Annotated in this window: 21 protein-coding genes; 7 read left to right on the top strand and 14 right to left on the bottom strand. The window is 61.2% G+C overall.

Features of this window, described 5'->3' with window-relative positions; all coding sequences use genetic code 11:
- Positions 1 to 238: 238 nt before the first annotated feature.
- The 5 genes from ACSQ2Z_RS01945 to ACSQ2Z_RS01925 all read right to left on the bottom strand — a co-directional run bounded on the left by ACSQ2Z_RS01945 (position 239) and on the right by ACSQ2Z_RS01925 (position 5,799).
- Entirely contained in the window at positions 239 to 2,329 is a 2,091-nt protein-coding gene (locus tag ACSQ2Z_RS01945; RefSeq protein WP_436079658.1) for a M3 family metallopeptidase, read from the bottom strand.
- A 118-nt stretch (positions 2,330 to 2,447) separates the two neighbouring features.
- Positions 2,448 to 3,089: a LysE family translocator gene (locus tag ACSQ2Z_RS01940; RefSeq protein ID WP_436079657.1), complete on the bottom strand. Its 642-nt coding sequence runs from the start codon at positions 3,087 to 3,089 to the stop codon at positions 2,448 to 2,450.
- 101 nt (positions 3,090 to 3,190) lie between these two features.
- A complete protein-coding gene (locus ACSQ2Z_RS01935; protein ID WP_436079656.1) occupies positions 3,191 to 3,457 on the bottom strand; it encodes a hypothetical protein in 267 nt (88 codons plus the stop codon).
- A gap of 399 nt (positions 3,458 to 3,856) precedes the next feature.
- Positions 3,857 to 5,074 carry an argininosuccinate synthase gene (locus ACSQ2Z_RS01930; RefSeq protein ID WP_436079655.1) on the bottom strand — a complete coding sequence of 406 codons (1,218 nt, stop codon included), beginning with the start codon at positions 5,072 to 5,074 and terminating at the stop codon, positions 3,857 to 3,859.
- Positions 5,075 to 5,307: 233 nt separating this feature from the next.
- Positions 5,308 to 5,799, bottom strand: coding sequence for a BA14K family protein (locus ACSQ2Z_RS01925; protein ID WP_436079654.1), 492 nt, complete (start codon positions 5,797 to 5,799; stop codon positions 5,308 to 5,310).
- 206 nt (positions 5,800 to 6,005) lie between these two features.
- On the opposite strand from ACSQ2Z_RS01925, the gene ACSQ2Z_RS01920 reads away from it, so the two are divergent.
- Complete coding sequence (locus ACSQ2Z_RS01920; RefSeq protein WP_436079653.1) at positions 6,006 to 6,647, top strand: LysE family translocator; 642 nt, start codon at positions 6,006 to 6,008, stop codon at positions 6,645 to 6,647.
- 59 nt (positions 6,648 to 6,706) lie between these two features.
- On the opposite strand, the gene rlmN is transcribed toward ACSQ2Z_RS01920, so the two are convergent.
- From rlmN to ACSQ2Z_RS01900, 4 genes are all read right to left on the bottom strand, one after another.
- Positions 6,707 to 7,879, bottom strand: a complete 1,173-nt coding sequence (gene rlmN / locus ACSQ2Z_RS01915) for a 23S rRNA (adenine(2503)-C(2))-methyltransferase RlmN (RefSeq protein WP_436082944.1) — start codon at positions 7,877 to 7,879, stop codon at positions 6,707 to 6,709.
- A 329-nt stretch (positions 7,880 to 8,208) separates the two neighbouring features.
- Positions 8,209 to 8,712 carry an invasion associated locus B family protein gene (locus ACSQ2Z_RS01910; RefSeq protein WP_436082943.1) on the bottom strand — a complete coding sequence of 168 codons (504 nt, stop codon included), beginning with the start codon at positions 8,710 to 8,712 and terminating at the stop codon, positions 8,209 to 8,211.
- A gap of 497 nt (positions 8,713 to 9,209) precedes the next feature.
- Positions 9,210 to 9,587 carry a YkvA family protein gene (locus ACSQ2Z_RS01905; RefSeq protein WP_436082942.1) on the bottom strand — a complete coding sequence of 126 codons (378 nt, stop codon included), beginning with the start codon at positions 9,585 to 9,587 and terminating at the stop codon, positions 9,210 to 9,212.
- A 63-nt stretch (positions 9,588 to 9,650) separates the two neighbouring features.
- Positions 9,651 to 9,983 carry a 4a-hydroxytetrahydrobiopterin dehydratase gene (locus ACSQ2Z_RS01900; protein ID WP_436079652.1) on the bottom strand — a complete coding sequence of 111 codons (333 nt, stop codon included), beginning with the start codon at positions 9,981 to 9,983 and terminating at the stop codon, positions 9,651 to 9,653.
- 93 nt (positions 9,984 to 10,076) lie between these two features.
- On the opposite strand from ACSQ2Z_RS01900, the gene ACSQ2Z_RS01895 reads away from it, so the two are divergent.
- On the top strand, positions 10,077 to 10,541 hold the full coding sequence (locus ACSQ2Z_RS01895; RefSeq protein ID WP_436079651.1) for a low molecular weight protein-tyrosine-phosphatase: 465 nt from the start codon (positions 10,077 to 10,079) through the stop codon (positions 10,539 to 10,541).
- Here the strand turns inward: ACSQ2Z_RS01895 and thpR are convergent.
- Together thpR and ACSQ2Z_RS01885 are read right to left on the bottom strand one after the other, a co-directional pair.
- A complete protein-coding gene (thpR, locus tag ACSQ2Z_RS01890; protein ID WP_436079650.1) occupies positions 10,478 to 11,068 on the bottom strand; it encodes an RNA 2',3'-cyclic phosphodiesterase in 591 nt (196 codons plus the stop codon). The genes ACSQ2Z_RS01895 and thpR overlap by 64 nt on opposite strands.
- Before the next feature lie 139 nt (positions 11,069 to 11,207).
- Complete coding sequence (locus ACSQ2Z_RS01885) at positions 11,208 to 11,849, bottom strand: arylesterase (protein WP_436079649.1); 642 nt, start codon at positions 11,847 to 11,849, stop codon at positions 11,208 to 11,210.
- A 74-nt stretch (positions 11,850 to 11,923) separates the two neighbouring features.
- Here ACSQ2Z_RS01885 and ACSQ2Z_RS01880 point away from each other — a divergent pair, with 74 nt between their 5' ends.
- The 4 genes from ACSQ2Z_RS01880 (at position 11,924) to ACSQ2Z_RS01865 (ending at position 16,862) form a co-directional block, all read left to right on the top strand.
- Positions 11,924 to 12,649 carry an ABC transporter ATP-binding protein gene (locus tag ACSQ2Z_RS01880; RefSeq protein ID WP_436079648.1) on the top strand — a complete coding sequence of 242 codons (726 nt, stop codon included), beginning with the start codon at positions 11,924 to 11,926 and terminating at the stop codon, positions 12,647 to 12,649.
- Positions 12,646 to 15,198 carry an ABC transporter permease gene (locus ACSQ2Z_RS01875; RefSeq protein ID WP_436079647.1) on the top strand — a complete coding sequence of 851 codons (2,553 nt, stop codon included), beginning with the start codon at positions 12,646 to 12,648 and terminating at the stop codon, positions 15,196 to 15,198. Before ACSQ2Z_RS01880 ends, ACSQ2Z_RS01875 begins: the two co-directional genes overlap by 4 nt.
- Before the next feature lie 225 nt (positions 15,199 to 15,423).
- The gene (locus ACSQ2Z_RS01870; RefSeq protein WP_436079646.1) at positions 15,424 to 16,167 is read left to right on the top strand and encodes a Bax inhibitor-1/YccA family protein; all 744 of its coding nucleotides are present in this window, start codon (positions 15,424 to 15,426) and stop codon (positions 16,165 to 16,167) included.
- Between the two features lie 137 nt (positions 16,168 to 16,304).
- Positions 16,305 to 16,862, top strand: a complete 558-nt coding sequence (locus tag ACSQ2Z_RS01865; RefSeq protein ID WP_436079645.1) for an N-acetyltransferase family protein — start codon at positions 16,305 to 16,307, stop codon at positions 16,860 to 16,862.
- A 1-nt stretch (position 16,863) separates the two neighbouring features.
- On the opposite strand, the gene ACSQ2Z_RS01860 is transcribed toward ACSQ2Z_RS01865, so the two are convergent.
- From ACSQ2Z_RS01860 to acnA, 3 genes are all read right to left on the bottom strand, one after another.
- Positions 16,864 to 17,271, bottom strand: coding sequence for a DUF2794 domain-containing protein (locus ACSQ2Z_RS01860; protein WP_436079644.1), 408 nt, complete (start codon positions 17,269 to 17,271; stop codon positions 16,864 to 16,866).
- A 393-nt stretch (positions 17,272 to 17,664) separates the two neighbouring features.
- Positions 17,665 to 18,384 (bottom strand): DUF1223 domain-containing protein, encoded by a 720-nt coding sequence (locus ACSQ2Z_RS01855; RefSeq protein WP_436082941.1) that lies wholly within the window; start codon positions 18,382 to 18,384, stop codon positions 17,665 to 17,667.
- A gap of 214 nt (positions 18,385 to 18,598) precedes the next feature.
- The gene (gene acnA, locus ACSQ2Z_RS01850) at positions 18,599 to 21,289 is read right to left on the bottom strand and encodes an aconitate hydratase AcnA (protein ID WP_436079643.1); all 2,691 of its coding nucleotides are present in this window, start codon (positions 21,287 to 21,289) and stop codon (positions 18,599 to 18,601) included.
- 265 nt (positions 21,290 to 21,554) lie between these two features.
- Between acnA and ccmA the strand changes: the two genes are divergently transcribed.
- Positions 21,555 to 22,184: a heme ABC exporter ATP-binding protein CcmA gene (gene ccmA, locus ACSQ2Z_RS01845; RefSeq protein WP_436082940.1), complete on the top strand. Its 630-nt coding sequence runs from the start codon at positions 21,555 to 21,557 to the stop codon at positions 22,182 to 22,184.
- The last annotated feature ends 194 nt before the right edge of the window (positions 22,185 to 22,378 follow it).

The following is a 22,378-nucleotide window of genomic DNA, read 5'->3' as shown; positions in this document are numbered from 1 at the left end:
AGGCGGACCTTTGGCGAAGTGCATGTCAGCTGGTTTACAGTTGGATGAATCTATTCCAACGGTTTGGTGACAGTTCTGTGACTACCACCGGAAAAAGCTGTCGGAGACTAAAGCTCTCTAGGCAGGTTATCGGGCGATCTCGCTGTTCCGGCCGATCCGAAGACGCAGCCATCCGTGTGCGGCTGCGCGAGAATCTTGTCGGTATCGCTGATAGGCTCGGGGACGAGTAGCCCAGGCTTCAAGCGTCGGAGCCAGCCAGTTCTTCCATCATCGCCAGCCCCTTCTTCCGCAGCATCGCCTCCGGGCTCGGCAGCTTGCCTCGGAACGCCTTGTAGGCATCTTCGGGGTCAATCGAGCCTCCGACGGAATAGATGTTGTCCTTGAGCCTCGTGGCCGTGTCCGGATGGAAGGCGTCGCCGGTTTCCTCAAAGGCGGCGAAGGCGTCGGCATCGAGCACCTCCGACCACATGTAGGAATAATAGCCGGCCGAATAGCCGTCTCCCGAAAAGACGTGCTGGAAGTGCGGCGTCGCATGCCGCATGACGATCGAGGCCGGCATGCCGATCCTTTCCAGCACCTCGGCCTGCACCGCCATCGGATCCGCGACGGTGCCCTGCGTATGGAACGCCATGTCCACCAGCGCTGATGAGGTGAACTCGACAGTAGCGAAGCCGGAATTGAACGTGCGGGCGGCGAGGACCTTGTCCAGCAAATCCTGCGGCATCGGCTCCCCGGTCGCCTCGTGCACCGCGTATTTCTTGAGGATCGCCGGAACCGTCAGCCAGTGTTCGTAAAGCTGCGATGGCAGTTCGACGAAATCGCGCGAGACGCTGGTGCCGGAAACGGAGGGATAAATTACGTTGGACAGCATGCCGTGCAGCGCGTGGCCGAATTCATGAAACAGCGTGCGGGCATCGTCGAGCGACAGCAATGCTGGCTTGCCATCCGCCGGCTTGGCGAAATTGCAGACATTGTAGATGATCGGCAGCTCGCCGACCGCGCCGTTCTTCAGCGGCAGCCGATGCTGCGATTGGAAGGAACTCATCCAGGCGCCGGAACGCTTCGAGGCGCGGGCGAAATAATCACCGAGGAACAGCGCGATGAGCTTGCCGTCCGCGTCGCGGATGTCGAAGACGCGGACATCCGGATGATATCCCTTGACGCCCTTCTTCTCCGTGGCGGTGATGCCGAACAGCCGCTGTGCGACGTCGAAGCAGGCGTCGATGATCTTTTCGAGCTGCAGATAGGGCTTCAGCTCGCTTTCCGAGAAATTGAACCTCTGCGCGCGCAGCTTCTCGGCGTAGTGGCGCCAGTCCCAGGGCATGACCGGGTGGTTGCGGGCTTCCGCAGCGATCAGTTCGGCAAGATCGGCCTCTTCTTCGCGCGCCCGAACCACTGCTTTCTCCCATACCTTCGTCAAAAGCCCGTTCACGGCCTGCGGCGTCTTTGCCATAGTGTCGTCCAGCTTCAGTGCGGCGTAGTTTTCGTAGCCGAGCAACTTTGCCTTCTCGGCGCGCAGTGCCAGCGTTTCGCGGATGATGCCGCGATTGTCAGTCTCGCCGCCATTGGCGCCGCGGGCGCCCCAGGCCTTGCAGGCCTGTTCGCGCAAATCGCGCTTTTCCGAGAAAGTCAGAAACGGCTCGATGATCGAGCGCGACAAAGTGACGGCATATTTGCCGTCCTCCCCGCGATCACGGGCGGCGGACGCCATCGAATCCTTCAGAAACTGCGGCAGGCCCGCCAGATCGTCTTCCTTATCCAGGATCAGCGCCCAGCTCTTCTCGTCCGAAAGCACGTTCTGGCCGAATTTCGCGCCGAGGCTTGCGAGCGTCTCGTTGATCGCCGCCAGCCGCTCCTGTTGGGGTTTCGGCAGTTTCGCGCCGGATTTGACGAAGCCCTTCCAGTGTCGCTCGAGGACGCGGGTCGCCTCAAGGTCAAGTCCCAGAGTGTCGCGGCCTTCCCACAGCGCGTCGATGCGGGTAAAAAGTGCTGCATTCATGCCGATCTTCGAATAGTGCCGCGACATCTTCGGCGCGATATCGCGCTCAAGGGCCTGGATCGTATCGTTGGTATGGGCGCCAGCGCGGTTCCAGAACAGCGCGGAAACGCGCGACAGCCGGTCGCCTGCAATCTCCAGCGCCACGATGGTGTTTTCGAAGGTCGGCACCGCAGGATTATCGGCAATCGTGTCGATCTCCGCCTCGTGCTCGCCGAGCGCCGCCTCGAAGGTCGGCGCGAAGTCGCCGTCACTGACCGCCTCGAAGCGCGGCAGGCCATCCGGGCCATCCCAGGCAGTGACGGCGGGGTTCAGAGCGGGGCTCGAAGGCATGAAGTCAGTCCTTTCCCATTGCGGTTTTCCCGCCAGGGATGGCGGAACGCTGCCAGATCTTGTCGGCAGCGATTGTGGAGATATCAAGATTGTCAGGTAGGCGCGTGCAGGCTTCGTATCAAGCTTTGCGTAGACCCAATAGCCCCGGCGTCGCATGCCAGATCGCCTGCACGGCAAAACCCATGAACAGCACGCCCGAAAGCCGGACGATGGCAAGTTCGTGCCTGCGATAAAAACGCCGCACGACAGACGCGCCGATGATACCGATGAGGATAAAGTAGGCGACGAGAAAACCGAGGACCGACACGGCGAGCAGCGCCGGCAAGGCCTGGATATCCAGCGCATTCGAGGAACTGGCAAGCAGGGCCGTGAACGTGGCAAGCGCCACCGGATATCCCTTGGGGTTGGTGAGGCCGAAAATGAGGCCGCGGCGATAAGGCCGCTCGACGCTGAACAAAGGCCGGTTTTCGCCGCGCGGTTTTGCCCGGAGCGCCATCCAGCCGATCCAGGCAAGGTAGAAGCCGCAGAGCAGACCGAGGACATCGAAAATCGTGCTGCCGATGGTCTTGGCGCCGACGATCGCCACCAGCGCCAGCGCCGACCAGAGGAGATCGCCCGCCAGATGGCCACCCATGAACAGCGCGCCCGCCTTGCGGCCTTGACCGGCACCGATGCCGAGCAGGGCAAGAAAGGCGGGGCCTGGAATGAGCACGTAGAACAGCGCCGCCAGAAAGGCGCCGAAAAGCAGGGCCTGCGTCATGGAACCTCCTTGCGCGTGGAGAGCCATTCCACCTTGCGTTGTCGATTCCGTCAAGACGGAGGCAGGGCTTTTGAGGGCCCTGCCTCGCCAGACAATTCGAACTACTTCGCTTCGGTTGCCTTCATCGCATTGTTGAGATGCTCGGCGCAATCGTCGGTCTTGCCATCCTTCATGGCCATCTTGGCGCTGTCGACTTCCTTCATCGCCATCATCATCGCGTCCTTCTTCATCGGATCGGTCATGCCCTTGGCCATTTCCTCGGTCTTCATGATCGATGCCTCGTCGCAGGCCATCATGCCGCCTTGGGCGAGGGCCGGTGCCGATAGGCCGGAAACGATGAAAGTGGTGGCCAGAATTGTCCTCAACATGATGTCTCTCTCCCAGTGAGCGGGCTTGATTGCCCCGCGACGAACTGTGCGCCCGCCGCGAGAACACGATCAATTCACGCGTCCGCGATGCACGCGGTTGTCATCGGCTGTGTTTGCCTGTGATGTTTTCGTGATGGGTTTATTATCGTCTACACATGTTCCGTGCCTAGGTGCTGCCGCCATTCATCCTGAGCGAGCGCGTGAGCATGACGCCGGCAGCCTTCGGGATTGGCACGCTGATGCAGACGGTGCCTTATTTCCTCGGATCGGTCTGCCTGGGCTGGTGTCGCGACGGCTCCGCGGCGAGGATTGCGTCCGCCGCGTCCGCAGGTGAGTAGCGCGCAATGAAAAGGCCCGCATCCGCGCGGATGCAGGCCTGGATCGTTCGATGTGTTCCGCTTACTTGTCGCGGTTGCGCGCTGCCAGCGTGCGCAGGCGAAGCGCATTGAGCTTGATGAAGCCGGCCGCGTCCTTTTGGTCGTAAGCGCCCTGGTCGTCCTCGAAGGTGACCAGCTTGTCGGAATAGAGCGACTTGGCGCTCTCGCGGCCGGTGACCATGACGTTGCCCTTGTAGAGCTTCAGCGTCACTTCGCCCTCGACATGCTCCTGGCTCTTGTCGATCAGCGCCTGCAGCATTTCGCGCTCCGGCGAGAACCAGAAGCCGTAATAGATCAGCTCGGCGTAACGCGGCATGATCTCGTCCTTGAGATGTGCCGCACCCCGGTCGAGGGTGATCGATTCGATGGCGCGGTGGGCGGCAAGCAGGATCGTGCCGCCGGGGGTTTCGTAGACGCCGCGCGACTTCATGCCGACGAAGCGGTTTTCGACGAGGTCGAGGCGGCCGATGCCGTTATCGCGGCCAAGCGCATTGAGCGCCGTCAGGATCGAGGCCGGGCTCATCTCCTTGCCGTCGATCGAAACGGCGTCGCCCTTGCGGAAGCCGATCTTGACGGTGGTTGCCACATCCGGCGCCTCTTCCGGAGAGATAGTGCGCATATAGACGTAGTTCGGGGCTTCGATTGCCGGATCTTCCAGGACCTTGCCTTCGGAGGAAGAATGCAGGAGGTTGGCGTCGACGGAGAAGGGAGCCTCGCCCTTCTTGTCCTTGGCAACCGGGATCTGGTGCTTTTCGGCGAATTCCAAGAGGTCGGTGCGGCTCTTGAACGACCAGTCGCGCCAGGGGGCGATGATCTTGATGTCCGGGTTCAGAGCGTAGGCCGACAGCTCGAAGCGGACCTGGTCGTTGCCCTTGCCGGTAGCACCATGGGCGATCGCGTCGGCGCCTGTTTCACGGGCGATCTCGATCAGGTGCTTGGAGATCAGCGGCCGGGCGATCGAGGTGCCGAGCAGGTAGACGCCTTCATAGACGGCATTGGCGCGGAACATCGGGAAAACGAAATCCTTCACGAACTCCTCGCGGACGTCCTTGATGTAGATTTCCTTGATGCCCAGCATCTCCGCCTTCTTGCGCGCCGGCTCGAGTTCTTCGCCCTGGCCAAGATCGGCGGTGAAGGTGACGACTTCGGCACCAAGTTCAGTCTGCAGCCACTTCAGGATGATGGAGGTGTCGAGACCGCCGGAATAGGCGAGAACGACCTTCTTGACTTGCTTTGCCATGTTTGTCTGTCCGTCTGTCGGAAAGCGCGGGATCGCGCTCCCAAGGGATTTCGCGGGAAAAATTCTGGGGCACTTTTAGCGAGATTGCCGGGGTGCGCAAGCCTTTCGATCGAGGGAATTTGCGTCCAGCGCGCCTTTATCGGGCAGGTCGAAGAGCGGTTTCATGTCGGGCAGCGTGAAAGACCGCCCCGCCGCCAGGGATGACGACGGGCACCAGTCTGATCGGCCGGTCCTTACAGGCACGGCCGGCGAGGGCCATAATATGGCTGGTATGTGTTGTCCCAGGCGCGATAGGACCGATAGCGGGCGTAGCACGAGCGAACATGAGCGTTGCCGCCATAGTAAGCCCGTGGGTAGTACGCTCCGGGACCATAGTAAGCTCTAGGAGCATAAAAAGCCCTCGGACCATAAAACGCCCCGGGACCGTAAAAGGCTCCCGGGCCATAGTAGCTCGGTCCATAATATGGGGAGCCAAGCATGCCGCCGAAGATCATGCCTGCCGCAAGACCTCCGATAATCGCGCCACCATAGTTGTGCCTGTGGTGGCGGTAATAGTGCCGCCCGTAACGATAGTCATGGCGGCCATGATAGCGCCGGTGGCGGACGTCGATAACATCCGGATTTTTGACGGTCGTTGCCATATTGACGGGCGGAAAGGCCTGTGCCGGTGCAATACTTGTAAAGGCTGTGATCAGCGAAATCATGAGGATCGCGAGTTTTCCCATCAGCTTCTCTCCTGTCTTCAGCCCTTCTCCTTTCCTGTCTCCGTTTATAAGAATACCTGAAAAAAGGAAAATGTTCCACTCTGTGAACCAGTGCGCATCGTGCCCCTCCTTGAAAGAGGCTGCGAGCCGTTTTTATACTGGCGGCTTAGCGGTGTTTTCGATACATGCTCCAGCGATTGCGCACGTTGCCCTTCGAGGACCTCACCATGGATTTTCTGCCCAGCCTGCCGACGCTACTCGCCTTCACCGCAGCAACGCTGCTTCTGGCCGCGACGCCGGGTCCCGACATGACGCTGTCGATCAGCCGGGCGCTGTCGCAGGGAAAGGCGGCCGCCTTCTTCATCGTGATCGGAACGAGTCTTGGCTGCGTCGTGCATACGCTGCTCGTCGCCTTCGGTATCTCGGCGCTGATCACCGCCTCGCCCACAGCCTTCATGATCCTCAAGACCGGCGGTGCCGCCTACCTGTTCTGGCTGGCGGTGCAGGCGATCCGCTTTGGATCGAGCCTATCGGTGAAAAAAGTGGAGGATACCGACGCATCCGCCGTGGCCAACATTTCGACGGGGCTGTGGGTCAATCTGCTCAATCCGAAGGTCATCATCTTCTTCATGACCTTCCTGCCGCAATTCGTCACCGCCAACGATCCGGCCGTGACGCAGAAGCTGCTGTTCCTCGGCTTTTTCTTCATCGTCGCGGCGATGCCGGTCAACGTGCTGGTCATCCTGACGGCCGACTGGCTCTCCGGCTGGCTGCAGCGCAAGAAGAGCGTCATGCGCGGCATCGACTTCACCTTCGCGGGCGTCTTCTCGATCTTCGCGGTGAAGATCCTGTTCGCGCAATCGCGGTAACCGGGCGGGCCGAGGAAAGACAAGGCGCCTCCGCTTTCCGCCGCAGCCAAGTCAATCGATCAATCCTCGCCGTGATTGGAGATCATCATGGCTTCGAAGGCCATGCGGTCGACCTTGCGCATGCGCTCGGAAGCCGATTTCAGCTGGCCGCAAGCGGCGAGAATATCGCGGCCGCGCGGCGTGCGGATCGGCGAGGCATAGCCGGCGGCATTGATGAAATCTGCGAATTTCTCGATATGCTCCCAGGAGGAACACTGATAGTTCGTGCCTGGCCACGGATTGAACGGGATCAGGTTGATCTTGGCGGGGATGCCCCTCAGGAGCCGCACCAGTTCCTTGGCATCTTCGAGACTGTCATTGACGCCTTCGAGCATCACATATTCGAAGGTGATGCGTCGCGCGTTCGACAGGCCCGGATAGGCGCGGCAGGCGTCAAGCAGGTCCTTCAGCGGATACTTCTTGTTGATCGGCACCAGCATGTCGCGCAGATCGTCCTTCACGGCATGCAGCGAGATCGCCAGCATGACGCCGATTTCCTCGCCGGTGCGGAAGATTTCCGGAACGATGCCGGAGGTCGAGAGCGTCACGCGGCGCTTCGACAGCGACAGGCCGTCGCCATCAGTGGCGATCAGCAGCGCCGTCTTGACGTTCTCGAAATTGTACAGTGGCTCGCCCATGCCCATCATCACCATGTTGGTGACCTTGCGCCCTTCGTTCGGCACGATGGCGCCGGCTGGCGTATCGCGGTCCGGGAAGTCGCCGAGGCGATCGCGGGCAAGCAGCAGCTGCGAAAGGATTTCCTCAGTCGTCAGGTTGCGCACCAGCTTCTGCGTGCCCGTATGACAGAAGGAACAGGTGAGTGTGCAGCCAACCTGGCTCGAAACGCACAGCGTTCCGCGGCCTTCCTCCGGAATGTAGACGGTCTCGATCTCGACGGGGCGACCGGCGCCGCGCGGCGGAAAGCGCAACAGCCACTTGCGGGTGCCGTCGGTCGAAATCTGCTCCTCGACAATTTCCGGCCGGGCGATGGTGAAATGCTTCTTCAGCATCTCGCGCATGTCTTTCGACACATTGGTCATGTGGTCGAAATCGGAGACGCCGCGTACATAGAGCCAGTGCCAGAGCTGGCTGACGCGCATTTTCACCTGCTTTTCCGGAACGCCGATGTCGGCCAGCGCCTTGCCCATGTCCCCGCGCGAAAGACCGATCAGCGACGGCATCTCGGCGGGCATGGCCGGACGCACCGGTGCCTTGATGGGGCGGTCCAGATTGAGTGCTTCAGTCGCGGCCATTCTCGCCAGTTCCCGTGTCTTGAATACGCAAAGCCCGTTCAGCGCTTTCGCCTGCGGCCGGTCGCGTGAAATGCTGAGATCAGAGTTCGCTTGCCGCGTCTCGGGACCGTCAGGGATCCGCGCAGCCATCATGCTGCGGGCCTTTAGCACGGTTTTTGCCTGGCGTCACCCTCCGGCGCATCAGGGCAGATCTGCAAAAAGACGAATGCCTTAACGGCAGAAGGCCGGGACGAGCCGGCCTTCTGGAGATTCGGTGAGAACGAACAGTCTTACTTGCAGCCTTCGATCTGCTTCAGCGCGGCCGAAATGCCCGACAGCGAGTAGGAGTAGGCCGTCGGCGTGCCCTTGCGCGACTTGGCGGCAACGGACATCGCCTTGCCGGATTTCATCGCGGCGACGAGCGCCGGTTCTTCGGCCGCATTCTCCACCCAGGCCGAATTGCCCTTGGTGAACATGACGAAGTCCTTGGCGTCGATGGTGACGGTCACCTTCGAATTTTCCTGGAGCGGGTAACCCATCATGGCCTGCGGCTCGTAAGAGATGTTCTGGCCGGGGCGCTGCGACACGAGGAAGAAGATATCGCCATGATCGACATTGGCCGGGCTCTTTTCCTTCGGCACCGACAGAACGTAGCAGACCTTGCTGGCACCGGATGTATAGGAATAGGCACCCCAGGCGTTGAACTGCTGGATGCGGGTCGGCGACTGCGCCGAAGCGGCCCCGGCAAATGCCGTCACGAGTGCGAATGCGGTGATGAACTTTCTTACAAACATCTTGTCCTGCCGGTTTCTTGGCTGCCAGAGCCCGATCAGCATCAGCCGGGCAACGCTGGTCACGATTTGATTTATTTTGACTTAATTCAGGTTACCAAACCGTCAACATTCTCTGAATTCACTGCGCATCCGCTTTAGTACGGAACAGATTGCGACGCAAATCCTGCTCGAGCTTCAGGCCCGAGGTTCAGGATGGCAAAGACGCGCCCGAACGATGCCAGCCTGATTGCTTCACGGTTTTTGCAAAAATCCAGGGAACGGTTCCCGGCGAGAAAGTGCCGAATTCCGTCTGCCTTGCGCGCTTGGCTTGTTGTGCGGCTCCCATCAGCCAAAGCATGCTTGACGCTCGTTTATGTCACAAAGAATCAGGCAAGAGTTTGACCTTTGGCAAAAGCGCCGTACCTGTCGTGGGATACTGAGAAAACCTGACGGCGAAGGCCGTCAAAAAAGGGGAACGATGTTGGCAAGATAGCATTTCGCCGCGCGCCGCCGGCGGCTCAGTCCGGCAGCTTGTCCTGCAATGCCTCGTCCGCCTTGACGTAGTGCTGTTCCTTGATCTGGCCGGCGATCGCGGCGAAGGCGGCTGTCAGCACGGCGATGTCATCGGAAAAACCGACCATGACGAGAACGTCGGGGATGAAATCGAACGGCAGGACAAAATAGGCGAGCGCGCCGAGAAGGATGCCACGCGTGCGCATCGGCGTCGCAGGATCCATGGCGCAATAATAGGCGGCAACGAGGTCGCGGCTGAACGGCACCTGCCGCATGGCGCGCTTCAGGGTGGGCCAGAAGCGGCGCTCGACCTTGCGGGCCCTTGCCTCCTGTTCGCTCTCCTCGCCAGGCAGCAAAATCTCGCCGATCTTGACGTCATCCATCTTCTTTGCCCCGTCCGTCATGGGAAATGTCTGTCATGGAAAACCATATGGTGAGCGCTACGGCTATTTCAAATGGGCCTCCTTCATATGGTCGGGCATGCGCCCCGCCGCCGCGCGGTCCATGCGCGCGGCGAGCTTGAAGTCCAGTTCGGTCAGCCCGCCGGAATCATGCGTCGTCAGCGTCACGTCTACCTTGTTGTAGACATTGAACCATTCGGGGTGATGGCCAAACTTCTCCGCCGCCAGCGCGCACTCGCTCATGAAGCCGAATGCCTCGACGAAACTCCTGAACCGGAAGGTCTTCCAGATCGACAAGCCGTCTTCCGAAAGCACCCAGCCCTCCATCTTGTGCAGGTTCTCGGCAACGGTCTCTGCAGTAAGCTTTTCCTGTTTCATGGCAATTCCCCCTTATTGGTGACGGCAACATTTGTGGTTTCACAACGCAGCAGCCTTGGATAGGTTCAACCTTCCTCGCGCCTTTTGGATAAAATGAAACCTGTCAGAATTCTCTTTGTCTGTCTCGGCAATATCTGCCGTTCGCCGCTGGCCGAAGGCATTCTGCGGCATCTGTCGCAGGGCCGTCCGGCCGATGTCGATTCCGCCGGAACGGGCGGCTGGCACATCGGTGACCTGCCGGACCATCGCTCGATTGCCGTGGCAAGGCGCCACAGTATCGATATTACCGGCCAGCGCGGCCGCAAGATCGATGCCGGCGATTTCGAGGCTTTCGATCTGATCTTTGCGATGCACCGGAGCAATCTCGCGACACTGCGCTCGCTGGCGCCGCCGGCAGCACGGCACAAGCTGCATCTTTTCCTCGACTATACTCTGGGCGCCGAGCGTGACGTGCCCGACCCCTATCATGGAGGCCCGGAAGGCTTCGAAGCCGTCTACAGCATGCTTTCCGAGGGATGCTTGTCGCTCATCGGCAGGCTGGAAGAGGCTGGCTCGTAGAGCGGGAAGACCTCTTCGGTGATGTATGGGCCGCCGCCGATCGAATCGCGCGATGACAGGAGCACGAAGCGTGAGACGGTGAAGGGGCTGGTGAAGAAGCCGCCGCGTCCCGACAGGTAACCGACGACATCCTCGACCCGCGACGAGCGCAGCCGGCCAAGCGTCACATGCGGCGTGAACTTGCGCGGATCGGCCGGTAGGCCCAGCCGCTGGCAGATGCGCTCGATTTCGGCCTGGAGGGCATAGAGTTCCGGCGGGTTGCTGACGCCGGCCCAGACGGAGTGCGGTTTCTTCGAACCGAAGGCGCCGGTGCCGGTCAGTTGCAACTGGAATTCCGGGCGTTCGATGCGGTCGAGGCGGTGGACGATCTCGTCTGCGGTTCGGTTGTCAACGTCACCGATGAAGCGGAGCGTGATGTGGTAGTTCTCCACATCGATCCAGCGGGCACCGGGTAGACCACCACGCAACAATGAAAGGCTCATCGCGGCATTACGCGGTATCTCGAGGGCGGTGAAAAGTCTCGGCATGACGAGCTCCCCGAATCTCTAGCAGATATCGTCAGCGAATCACGCCTGACACCTGCGCGCAACTATAATTTCGCACCTGCAATATTTATCCAACGCAATTAACAGTCGTTGAACAAGAGTTCATTTTTTTCCCGGTTCCTCAGCCTCCTGTTGAAAGCGATTGCACGAAGCGTTCGGCGACGGGCAGGAAGCGCTCGACCATGATGCCGATGCCATCGCCGTTCGGATGCATGCCGTCCTCGATCTTGAGCTTGGCATTCTCCACCACGCCGTCAAGAAAAAATGGATAGAGTTCGGTGCCGTAGGTCTTGGCAAGCTCCGGATAAATCGGATTGAACCGGCCGGCATAGTCGCCGCCCATGTTCGGCGGCGCCAGCATGCCAACAAGCAGGACCGCGATGCCGCGCGATTTCAGCTTCTCGATCACGGCGACAAGGTTCTTGCGGCTTTCTTCGGGCGCGATGCCGCGCAGAGCGTCATTGGCGCCGAGTTCGAGGATCACGCCCTTGGTGCCCTCGGGCACTGACCAGTCGATCCGCGCCAGTCCGCCCGAGGTCGTATCCCCGGAAACCCCGGCATTGGCGATCGTCACGTCATGGCCTTTTGCGCGCAAGGCCTTTTCCAGACGGGCGGGAAAGGCATCTTCCGGCGGCAATTGGTACCCGGCCATCAGGCTGTCACCAAAGCCGACGAGATTGAGCGTGGCGGAATGGGCCGGGACCGAGGCGATCACAATTGCCGTGATCGCCAACAAAAATGCCATGAAACCTTTTAATCGCATGAATGCGCCCTTAAATCGGTAAAAGTCAGCCCTTCCGGCAATCTCCATATTATACATATATAGGACAGTTTCCCTTGGCAAAAACCATGATCGAACTGAAAAATGCGGATTTGACACTCGGCCAGGCCGCCGCGTCCGTTCATGTGCTGAAGGGCATGGATCTGATCATCGACGCCGGTGAATCGGTCGGCATCGTCGGCCCCTCGGGCTCCGGCAAGTCGACGCTGCTGATGGTTCTCGCCGGTCTGGAACGCCTCGACAGCGGCGAAATCACCATCGATGGCACGCCGCTGCACGGCTTGAGCGAAGACCGGGTTGCGGAATTCCGCGGCCGCAATATCGGCATCGTCTTCCAGTCCTTCCATCTGATCCCGAACATGACGGCACTCGAAAATGTCGCCGTGCCGCTCGAGCTTGCCAATGTCCGCAACGCCTTCGAGATCGCCCGGCAGGAGCTCGCCTCCGTCGGCCTTGGCGAGCGCCTGTCGCATTATCCCGGCCAGCTTTCCGGCGGCGAGCAGCAGCGCGTGGCGATCGCTCGCGCGCTGGCGCCGGCGCCGAAGCTCCTCATTGCCGATGAACCCACCGGCAATCTCGATGCCGAAACCGGCCGCCAGGTGGCCGATCTCATTTTCTCCAAGCAGGCCGAGCGCGACATGACGCTCGTCCTCGTGACCCATGATGCCTCGCTTGCCGCCCGCTGCTCACGCCAGGTGCGGGTCCGTTCCGGTGAAATCCTCTCCGGTTCCGGGCACGACCCATTGGTTGCCGCATCGCTGTCGAAGGCGGTTTCCGCATGACGGCGCACGTTGCCAGCGGCCTTCGTCTTGGGCTGGCCTTTCGCCTGGCGCTGCGCGAAATGCGAGGCGGCCTGAAGGGCTTCTACATTTTCCTCGCCTGCGTTGCGCTCGGCACGGCCGCCATCGCCGGCGTCAACTCGCTGTCGCAGTCGATCACCATGTCGATCGCCAGCCAGGGCCGCGAGCTTTTGGCCGGCGATATCCGCTTCGAACTCAACAACCGTGTCGCCACGCCTGAGGAAAAGGCATTCATCGATGACATGGGCACGATCGCGGTGTCTGCCGGTCTGCGGTCCATGGCTCGGCTTCCCGATGGCTCCAACCAGGCGCTGGTCGAGCTGAAGGCCGTCGATGGCGCCTATCCGCTCTACGGCAAGCTCGAAAGCGAGCCGGCGGCACCGCTCGCCGGCCTGCTGGCCAGTCATGGCGGTGTCCATGATGCGCTTGCGGCCCCACTGCTTCTGGAGCGGCTCGGCATCAAGGCCGGCGACGAAATCCTGCTCGGCACGGCCCGCATCCGTATTTCGGGCCTGATCATTCGCGAGCCAGACGCCCTGTCGGACGGGTTCGGCTTTGCGCCGCGCCTGCTTCTGTCCGCGGAGGCGCTTACGGCATCCGGGCTGGTGCAGACGGGAAGTCTCGTCGAACATGTCTACAAGGTGAAGGTCGACGATCCCTCCAGCGTTCCCGCCCTGCGCCGGCAGGCCGAGGAGAAATTCCCGCAGGCCGGGTGGTCGATCCGCACCAGCCAGAACGCGGCGCCGGCGCTGACGGCGAACATCACCCGTTTCTCGCAGTTCCTGACCCTCGTCGGCCTGACCGCCCTCATCGTCGGCGGCGTCGGCGTTGCCAATGCGGTGCGCTCCTACCTCGATTCCAAGCGAGGCGTCATCGCGACGTTCAAATGCGTCGGTGCGCCCGCCGCGACGGTCACGGCCATCTATCTCATCCAGATCCTGATGATCGCGCTGATCGGCATCGGCATCGGCCTTGTGCTCGGCGCACTCATTCCCTTTGTCGCGGCGCAATTCCTGGCCGGGATGCTGCCGGTGTCCACCGCCTTCCAGCTTTATCCGGCCGCACTTGGCCTTGCCGCGTTGTTCGGCCTCCTGACCGCGCTCGCCTTTGCCATCCTCCCGCTCGGCCATGCCCGCGAGGTGCCGGCGACCGCGCTCTTCCGCGAGCAGAGCTTCGAACGGTCGCGCCTGCCGTCCTGGCCCTATCTGTTGGCCGCCGCTCTCTGCCTTGCAGCGCTTGCCGGCCTTGCCATCCTGACGGCCTATGACCGCAGGATCTCGCTCACCTTCCTCGGTGCCATTGCCTTCGCCTTCATCGTGCTGCGCGGCGTCGCCGTTCTCGTCGCCATGCTTGCCCGCCGGTCGCCGCGTGTCAGCTCACCAGCGTTCCGGCTCGCCATCGGCAATATCCATCGCCCCGGCGCGCTGACGCCGTCCGTGGTCCTGTCGCTCGGCCTCGGTCTTGCGCTTCTCGTCACGATCGCGCTGATCGACGGCAATCTGCGCCGAGAGCTCACCGGCAACCTGCCGGAGCGGGCGCCGAACTTCTTCTTCGTCGATATTCAGAGCGCCGAGGTCGATGGCTTCCGCACGCTGCTGCAGAAGACCCTACCGCAGGGCAAGATCGTCGAAGTGCCGATGCTGCGCGGCCGTATCCTGGCGTTCAACGGGCAGGATGTGACCAAGATGAATGTGCCGCCAGGCGGACAGTGGGTCCTGCGTGGCGACCGGGGCATCACCTATGCTAAAAACCGGCCGGAAAATTCGTCCCTGACGCAGGGCAGCTGGTGGGCGCCGGACTATTCCGGCGAGCCGCTCGTCTCCTTTTCGGCGGAAGAAGCCGGCGAACTCGGCCTGAAGCTCGGCGATACCGTCACTATCAACGTACTCGGCCGCAATATCACCGCCCGGATCGCCAATTTCCGCAGGGTGGAATGGGAATCCCTCTCGATCAATTTCGTCATGGTGTTCTCGCCGAACACCTTTGCCGGCGCGCCGCATGCCTGGCTCGCCACGGTCATCGATCCCAACGCCACGGCGGCTGATGAGGCGGCGGCGCTGAAGGCCGTGACCAATGCCTATCCGACGATCACCAGTGTCCGCGTCAAGGATGCGCTCGATATCATCAATCAACTGCTCGGGCAGCTTGCGACCGCCATCCGCGCTGCCGCCGCCGTCGCGCTCGTCGCCTCGGTTCTGGTGCTGGCTGGAGCACTGGCTGCCGGCAACCGCGCCCGCACCCACGATGCCGTCGTCCTGAAGACGCTCGGGGCGACGCGCTCGACGCTGATCCGCGCCTTCTGCTACGAATACGCGATGCTTGGCCTGTCGACGGCCATCTTTGCGCTGTTTGCTGGCGGCATGGCGGCGTGGTACGTGGTGAGCCAGGTCATGACCTTACCGTCGTCCTTCCTGCCGGACGTTGCCCTGGTGACAATGGCGGTCGCCCTGATCGTCACCGTCGGTTTCGGCCTTGCCGGCACCTGGCGGGTGCTCGGCCAGAAAGCCGCACCGGTGCTGCGAGAACTCTGATCGGCCAGTTAACCGTTAACGTTATGGCGCAAAAGGCGTTCAGGGCTGCTTTTCGAGCGATTCACGGCCCTACCGGTCTTGTGCAAGTCATATTTCGACATCATATTCTACTGAGGCATGCTGGAGCCCCGCAGCGGCGCCTGGGCCGGGTGGCTGGCATCTTGAAAACGACGCGCCCTCGTGGCCTGACACCGTAAACTTAACCGGGGCTTATAAGAGGAAACTATGGCTGATCTTAGAAACTACCAAACCCGGACGGCGCAGACTGGTGCGCAGACGGGGGCCGTAATCGATGAAGGTCTGCGCACCTATATGCTCAAGGTGTACAACCTGATGGCCCTTGGTCTGGCGATCACCGGTATCGCCGCCTTCGCCGCCTTCCAATTCGCATTTGCGGACGGACAGCTGACCGCCTTCGGTCAGGCGATTTACGTGAGCCCGCTGAAGTGGGTCGTCATACTCGCGCCGTTGGCACTGGTGTTCTACATGAGCTTCCGCATCAATTCCATGAGCGTGTCCGCCGCGCAGACCACCTTTTGGGTCTATGCTGGCCTGATGGGTCTTTCGCTGTCGTCGATCTTCCTGATCTATACCGGCCAGAGCATCGTCCAGACGTTCTTCGTCACGGCGGCTTCGTTCGGCGGTCTATCGCTCTATGGCTACACCACCAAGCGTAGCCTGTCCGGCATGGGCTCGTTCCTGATCATGGGTGTGTTCGGCCTGATCATCGCCATGATCGTCAACATCTTCCTCGGCTCGTCCGCGCTTGATTTTGCGATCTCCGTCATCGGCGTTCTGATCTTTGCCGGCCTGACTGCCTGGGATACCCAGAAGATCAAGGAAATGTACTTTGAAGCAGACGGTGCCGAAGTCGCCGGCCGCAAGGCCATCATGGGCGCACTGACGCTTTACCTCGACTTCATCAACCTGTTCCTGTTCCTGCTGCGTTTCCTCGGAAACCGCGAATAGTCGAAACCGGCAAACAATCGAAAAAGGCGGCTTTGGCCGCCTTTTTTTGTTGCCTGGCGCCGAAGTTCTGAGCTTGCTTGATCGCACCATGTCGGTATGGCAGAGAACAAGCCGCTCCACCCAATCAGGCCTTTCCCATGTCTTTCACCCTGCGCGATGCCACCCTTGCCGACATTCCGGCCATCACCGATATTTACCGGGAATCGGTCCTCAACGGCGTTGCCTCCTATGAGATAACCCCTCCGGCCGAAGCGGAAATGGCGTTGCGGTTTTCAGCGATCGTCAGCAATCGTTATCCTTATATCACCGCGATCGCTCCCGATGGCCTCCTGCTTGGTTATGCCTATGCCTCGGCATTCCGGACACGGCCGGCCTATCGCTTCCTGGTCGAGGATTCGATCTATCTGGCGCCGGAGGCGAGGGGACAGGGCGTGGGCAAGGCTCTGCTGGCCGAACTGATCCGTCGCTGCACGGAACTCGGCTTCCGCCAGATGGTCGCCGTCATCGGCGGTGCGCATCCGGCTTCTGTGGCGGTGCACCGCGCGGCCGGCTTCGAACATGGCGGATCGATGAAGGGCACTGGCTTCAAGCACGGCCGCTGGCTCGACACGATCATCATGCAACTGCCGCTCGGTGAGGGGCTGACGACCGATCCGGAGCCCGGCGTCTATCCGGATACGCTATATCGGGGCTGAATCAGGTTTCGATCAGCTTCAGCATCTTGTCGAACACTTTCAGAACCTGCTGCAGGTCATGGCCGCGTTTCAGGATCATCCCTTGGGTGTTGACGACGCTGTACGCGCCCTGCTTTGCTGCCAGCTTGGGGTTTTTCTCGATCCGGAAGAGCGGCATTTCGCCGGAGCGCTTGAATACCGAGAAGACCGCCCTGTCGCGCAGGTGGTCCATCGCATAGTCGCGCCATTCGCCCTCGCCAACCATGCGACCGTAAACCCTGAGGATCAGGTCGAGTTCCCAGCGGTGAAAGGTGACGGGAAGCGGGTCCTGGCTGCTGCTGCGGTATTCGTGCAGTTGGACAACCACATTGGAGGTTGGCTGCCTTTCGGAACGGGTCTCGCCTTGCGGCAAATCCGGCTGATCGGTCATCGTTACCCCGGCTTTATTGTGACAGGACGGTTACAGTTTGCCTGACCTTCGCCGAAATGCAAGCCGCAAGCGGCCCAGGATTGCCAGAGACTTTTTTCTTTGTGCCGCATTTCAGCCAAAACCGTGCCCCAATTCGAAACGACACTCGCCCGCGCCGACATAGGGGAGTCCTCCCAGGTGTCCGGTCTGCCTGTCTGCTCGGGGAATGCGTTTTTCGAGCGGATGCAGTCTTGGAGTGGTTGGCCATCCAGCGTCCATCGGGCGCGGCCACTCCAAACGTCATGTTTCCTGGCAGCGTCCGTTGCCAAGAAACATGGCCGGTTCGGTCCGGTATCTTCGAACCCTCAGCCCCAGCCCCTCGATGCTGCCGGGCCGAACCATAATTCTGCAAAGTCAGTTGGCGGCGCTGTCCGCCATGACGGTCGTCGCGCCGAGGATCGCACCAGGGGTTTCATTATCCTTCATCTTCTGCAAGAGCACGGCACAGCCGCCGTTTTCACCCTCGTTGAGGACCGAGGCCGGCAGCACGAAACTGACCGGTTTGCCGTCCCACATGCCGATCGTCTGGATATCGCGCACGGAGTGCCAGTAGGAGATTCGCTTGCCGCTGTTTTCGCCCTTCTTGACGTCCACCAGGTGTTCGCGGTTGAAATAGACGACGACGACATTGGCCTTGCCATTGCCGGCGCCGACGTTGATGTCGACCTCATCCTTGCGCACCGCCGCGTTGATCGGAACGGCCAAGCCCTTGCCTTTGACGCTCATTTCCGCCAGCCGCCGGTTGATGCCATCGAGATCAGCGCCGTTGATGTGGTCACGCCCGTTGAGGATGGCCTGGGGCGTATAGACGCCGCTGCGGCCGAGCATCCGGGCATAGGCATATTGCCGGGCAGTGTTGTCCTTGGTGGCGAGCGTGTCGGCCCAGCCGAGATAGTTCCAGTAATCGACGTGATAGGAAAGTGCGACGACCTTGCCGTCGTCGATGAGTTTCTTCAGGGCCGCATCCGCCGGCGGGCAGGAGGAACAGCCCTGGCTGGTGAACAGTTCGACGACACCTGCCGGTTGGCCGGCGGCGACCGGCAGTGCCATAACGCCAAGGCCGCAGGCGAGCATGATGCGGCGAAGGTGAAGTGATCCAGGCATCGGGAGTTCCATTTCAAGGACACGGGGGAGCTGCGAAGCAATTGGAAGCCTTTTCATACGCCGCTCGTCTTTCAACAGAAAGTCACGTTGGAGTGAGCCGCGCGGCATAGCAGATCTTTAGCGCGCCAGAACGCAAAAAGGCCGGGGCTTTTGCAGCCCCGGCCCCTGTTTTCACCCGGCGTGATCAGGCGGCGAGATCGCGCAGAACGGTCTGCAGGATGCCGCCATTGTTCATGTAGGTCACCTCATCGAGCGTATCGATGCGGCAGATGAGCGGAACTTCCTTCACCGTGCCGTCGCTGTAGGTGATCTTTGCCACCCGCTTCTCGCGCGGCTGAACATTGGTGAGATTGTCGATGGTGACAAGCTCGTCGCCCTTGAGGTCGAGCGATTCCCAGGTCGTACCCTGCTCGAAGACGAAGGGCACGATCCCCATGCCGACGAGGTTGGAGCGGTGGATGCGCTCGAAGGATTGGGCGATCACGGCCTTGACGCCGAGCAGGTTGGTGCCCTTGGCCGCCCAGTCGCGCGAGGAGCCGTTGCCGTATTCGACACCGGCGAAGATGACGAGCGGAACGCCCTCGGCCTTGTACTGCATGGCCGCGTCGTAGATCGACATCTCTTCCTTCGAAGGATAGTGGATCGTATAGCCGCCTTCCTTGCCATTCGGTCCCATCATGTGGTTGCGGATGCGGATATTGGCGAATGTGCCGCGCATCATCACTTCATGGTTGCCGCGGCGCGTGCCGTACTGGTTGAAGTCGGCAACGCCGACGCCATGATCGATGAGGTACGCGCCAGCCGGAGAGGCCGCCTTGATCGAGCCGGCCGGCGAGATGTGGTCGGTAGTGATTTTGTCGCCGAACAGGCCGAGCACGCGGGCGCCCTTGATATCGGAGATGCCCGAGCCGGTCTTGCCCATGCCGACAAAATAGGGTGGGTTCTGCACATAGGTCGAGTCGTCGTCCCATGCATAGGTCTGGCCTGCCGGAACCTGAACCGCCTGCCAGTTCTCGTCGCCGTTGAACACGTCGGCATATTTCGATGCGTAGAGCGCGCGGGTGACGTATTTCAGGATGAATTCCTGGATTTCCTGCGAGGTCGGCCAGATATCCTTGAGATAGACCGGCTGGCCATCGCTGCCCGTTCCAAGCGGCTCGGTCGTCAGGTCCTTCTGCACGGTGCCGGCGAGCGCATAGGCAACGACCAGCGGCGGCGAGGCGAGGTAGTTGGCCTGGACGTCCGGCGAGATACGGCCTTCGAAGTTGCGGTTGCCCGAGAGAACGCCGGACATAATCAGGCCCTTCTCGTTGATCGTCTTCGAGATCGGCGCCGGCAGCGGGCCGGAATTGCCGATGCAGGTCGTGCAACCGAAGCCGACGAGGTTGAAGCCGAGCTTGTCGAGGTCAGCCTGCAGGCCGGATTTGGCAAGGTACTCGCCGACTACCTGGCTTCCGGGCGCGAGCGAGGTCTTGACCCACGGCTTGGTCTTCAGGCCTTTGGCAACGGCGTTGCGGGCAAGAAGGCCGGCCGCGATGAGCACGGACGGGTTGGACGTATTGGTGCAGGAGGTGATGGCCGCAATCGCCACGTCACCGTGACCGATATCGTAGTCCATGCCTTCGACCGGATAGCGGGCGGAAAGCTGACCGGGCTTCTTGTAGTCGCTCTCAAGCGAACCAGCGAAGCCCGAAGCGATGTTTTCGAGCGGGATGCGGCCTTCCGGACGCTTCGGACCCGCCATGGCGGGAACCACGTCGCCGAGGTCGAGCTCGAGCGTGTCGGTGAAGACGAGGTCGGCGCCGTCACCTTCCCGCCACATGCCTTGCGCCTTGGAATAGGCTTCGACCAGCGCGATGCGCTGTTCTTCGCGGCCGGACATGGTGAGGTAGTTGATGGTTTCGGAATCGACCGGGAAGAAGCCGCAGGTCGCGCCATATTCCGGACCCATGTTGCCGATCGTCGCGCGGTCGGCGAGCGTCATGTTGTCGAGGCCGGAACCGAAGAATTCAACGAACTTCGAAACGACGCCCTTCTTGCGCAGCATCTGCACGACCATCAGGACGAGGTCGGTGGCGGTGACGCCTTCCTTGAGCTTGCCGGTCAGCTTGAAGCCGATAACTTCCGGCAGGAGCATGGAGACGGGTTGGCCGAGCATGGCCGCTTCCGCTTCGATGCCGCCAACGCCCCAGCCGAGGACGCCGAGACCGTTGATCATGGTCGTATGGCTGTCGGTGCCGACGCAGGTATCCGGATAGGCGGTGATCTCGCCGTCTTCTTCCTTCGTCCAGACGGTCTGGCCGAGATATTCGAGGTTCACCTGATGACAGATGCCGGTGCCGGGCGGAACGACGCGGAAATTCTTGAACGCCTGCTGGCCCCACTTCAGGAAGCGGTAGCGTTCGCCGTTGCGCGCGTATTCGAGCTCGACGTTCTTGGCAAAGGCAGTCGGTGTACCGAATTCGTCAACGATGACGGAATGGTCGATGACAAGATCGACAGGCACCAGCGGATTGATCTTTTCCGGATCGCCGCCGAGCGAAACCATGGCGTCGCGCATCGCGGCGAGGTCGACCACGGCCGGGACGCCGGTGAAGTCCTGCATCAGCACGCGGGCGGGGCGGTAGGCGATTTCGTTTTCGGCCGTTCCCTTATCGGTGAGCCAGGCGGCGACGTTCAGAATGTCCTGCTTGGTGACCGAGCGGTCGTCTTCGTTGCGCAGCAGGTTCTCGAGCAGCACCTTCATCGAATAGGGGAGCTTGGAAACGCCGGTTAGGCCGTTCGCTTCGGCTTTCGGCAGGCTGAAATAGACATAGTCTGTGCCGTTGACCGAGAGCGTCGACCGACAATTGAAACTGTCAAGGGATTTGGACACTGGATACCCCGTTCCGTTTGATCGCCAAAAGTGACGTACGAACGCCCGAGCGCAATATGCGCGATATGGGATGCGGGTACGGCCATTTCCGCTGTCCGTACGTGGAAATCATTCCATGTTCGGCGCTAGGATGAAATTCACGCCGACCGCTGGCGTGTTGGGGCGGTTATAGATAATTTCTCCGGAACGTGCCAGACCAACGTCAACCAATTTGAGACAATTTTTTTGCGTTGCGACGAACGTCGTAAAAGGAATGTGAATGCCGATCAGCCTCGTCGTCGAAGGCCTCAGTGCGAAGCGCGGCGAGGACCTGATTTTCCACGACATTTCGTTCATTCTCAAGGCCGGACAAGCCCTTGTCGTGACGGGGCCGAACGGGTCGGGAAAGTCGACGCTGCTGCGCGTTCTGGCAGGCCTTCTGGCGGCTGAATCCGGCACGGTGCGACTGGACGGAGTGGCGTCGGCAATCGGCCACCCGCGCGAACTCTGCCACTATCTCGGCCACCGCAATGCGATGAAGCGCGAACTCACGGTCGCTGAAAATCTTTCCTTCTGGAAATCCTTCATGGGTGATTCGACCGGCAGGTCCGGGACGGGCATTGAGGAGGCCACCGAAGCGCTGGGGCTCGGCGGCATCTCGCACCTGCCGTTCGGCTATCTGTCGGCCGGTCAGCAGCGGCGGATGGCGATGGCCAAGCTGCTCGTCGCCCATCGTCCGATCTGGCTCCTCGACGAGCCGACGGCGGCGCTCGATGCGCGTGCTGACCAGTTGTTCGCCGCTCTGGTAACGCACCATCTCGGCACGGGCGGCATCGTCGTGGCAGCGACGCATCAGCCACTGGGGGTTGAGGGGAGGGAATTGCGGATGACGGGGTTTGCGGGGGAAGTTGTTTGAGGATCGAGTTTGCCGCATTTACCCCTCTCTGCCCTGTCGGGCACCCCCCCCTCAAGGGGGGAGATCGACTGGCTCCTTGCCGTGCCACCCCCCCTCATCCGGCCCTTCGGGCCACCTTCTCCCCGCTGGGGAGAAGAGGGTGTCTGCGGCCGGCCGGCCGAAAATCAGGAGCCTCTGGTTTCGAGAGTGCATCG

Source organism: Pararhizobium sp. LjRoot235 (assembly GCF_964254145.1).
Lineage (GTDB): Bacteria > Pseudomonadota > Alphaproteobacteria > Rhizobiales > Rhizobiaceae > Pararhizobium.
This window is presented reverse-complemented; position numbering and strand designations above follow the sequence as displayed.

What these genes read in the sequence shown, in the direction of transcription:
- ACSQ2Z_RS01945 (WP_436079658.1), bottom strand. Translation starts at nt 2,329, where the DNA reads ATGCCTTCGAGCCCCGCTCTGAACCCCGCCGTCACTGCCTGGGATGGC.
- ACSQ2Z_RS01940 (WP_436079657.1), bottom strand. Translation starts at nt 3,089, where the DNA reads ATGACGCAGGCCCTGCTTTTCGGCGCCTTTCTGGCGGCGCTGTTCTAC.
- ACSQ2Z_RS01935 (WP_436079656.1), bottom strand. Translation starts at nt 3,457, where the DNA reads ATGTTGAGGACAATTCTGGCCACCACTTTCATCGTTTCCGGCCTATCG.
- ACSQ2Z_RS01930 (WP_436079655.1), bottom strand. Translation starts at nt 5,074, where the DNA reads ATGGCAAAGCAAGTCAAGAAGGTCGTTCTCGCCTATTCCGGCGGTCTC.
- ACSQ2Z_RS01925 (WP_436079654.1), bottom strand. Translation starts at nt 5,799, where the DNA reads ATGGGAAAACTCGCGATCCTCATGATTTCGCTGATCACAGCCTTTACA.
- ACSQ2Z_RS01920 (WP_436079653.1), top strand. Translation starts at nt 6,006, where the DNA reads ATGGATTTTCTGCCCAGCCTGCCGACGCTACTCGCCTTCACCGCAGCA.
- rlmN (WP_436082944.1), bottom strand. Translation starts at nt 7,879, where the DNA reads ATGCCCGCCGAGATGCCGTCGCTGATCGGTCTTTCGCGCGGGGACATG.
- ACSQ2Z_RS01910 (WP_436082943.1), bottom strand. Translation starts at nt 8,712, where the DNA reads ATGTTTGTAAGAAAGTTCATCACCGCATTCGCACTCGTGACGGCATTT.
- ACSQ2Z_RS01905 (WP_436082942.1), bottom strand. Translation starts at nt 9,587, where the DNA reads ATGGATGACGTCAAGATCGGCGAGATTTTGCTGCCTGGCGAGGAGAGC.
- ACSQ2Z_RS01900 (WP_436079652.1), bottom strand. Translation starts at nt 9,983, where the DNA reads ATGAAACAGGAAAAGCTTACTGCAGAGACCGTTGCCGAGAACCTGCAC.
- ACSQ2Z_RS01895 (WP_436079651.1), top strand. Translation starts at nt 10,077, where the DNA reads ATGAAACCTGTCAGAATTCTCTTTGTCTGTCTCGGCAATATCTGCCGT.
- thpR (WP_436079650.1), bottom strand. Translation starts at nt 11,068, where the DNA reads ATGCCGAGACTTTTCACCGCCCTCGAGATACCGCGTAATGCCGCGATG.
- ACSQ2Z_RS01885 (WP_436079649.1), bottom strand. Translation starts at nt 11,849, where the DNA reads ATGCGATTAAAAGGTTTCATGGCATTTTTGTTGGCGATCACGGCAATT.
- ACSQ2Z_RS01875 (WP_436079647.1), top strand. Translation starts at nt 12,646, where the DNA reads ATGACGGCGCACGTTGCCAGCGGCCTTCGTCTTGGGCTGGCCTTTCGC.
- ACSQ2Z_RS01870 (WP_436079646.1), top strand. Translation starts at nt 15,424, where the DNA reads ATGGCTGATCTTAGAAACTACCAAACCCGGACGGCGCAGACTGGTGCG.
- ACSQ2Z_RS01865 (WP_436079645.1), top strand. Translation starts at nt 16,305, where the DNA reads ATGTCTTTCACCCTGCGCGATGCCACCCTTGCCGACATTCCGGCCATC.
- ACSQ2Z_RS01860 (WP_436079644.1), bottom strand. Translation starts at nt 17,271, where the DNA reads ATGACCGATCAGCCGGATTTGCCGCAAGGCGAGACCCGTTCCGAAAGG.
- ACSQ2Z_RS01855 (WP_436082941.1), bottom strand. Translation starts at nt 18,384, where the DNA reads ATGCTCGCCTGCGGCCTTGGCGTTATGGCACTGCCGGTCGCCGCCGGC.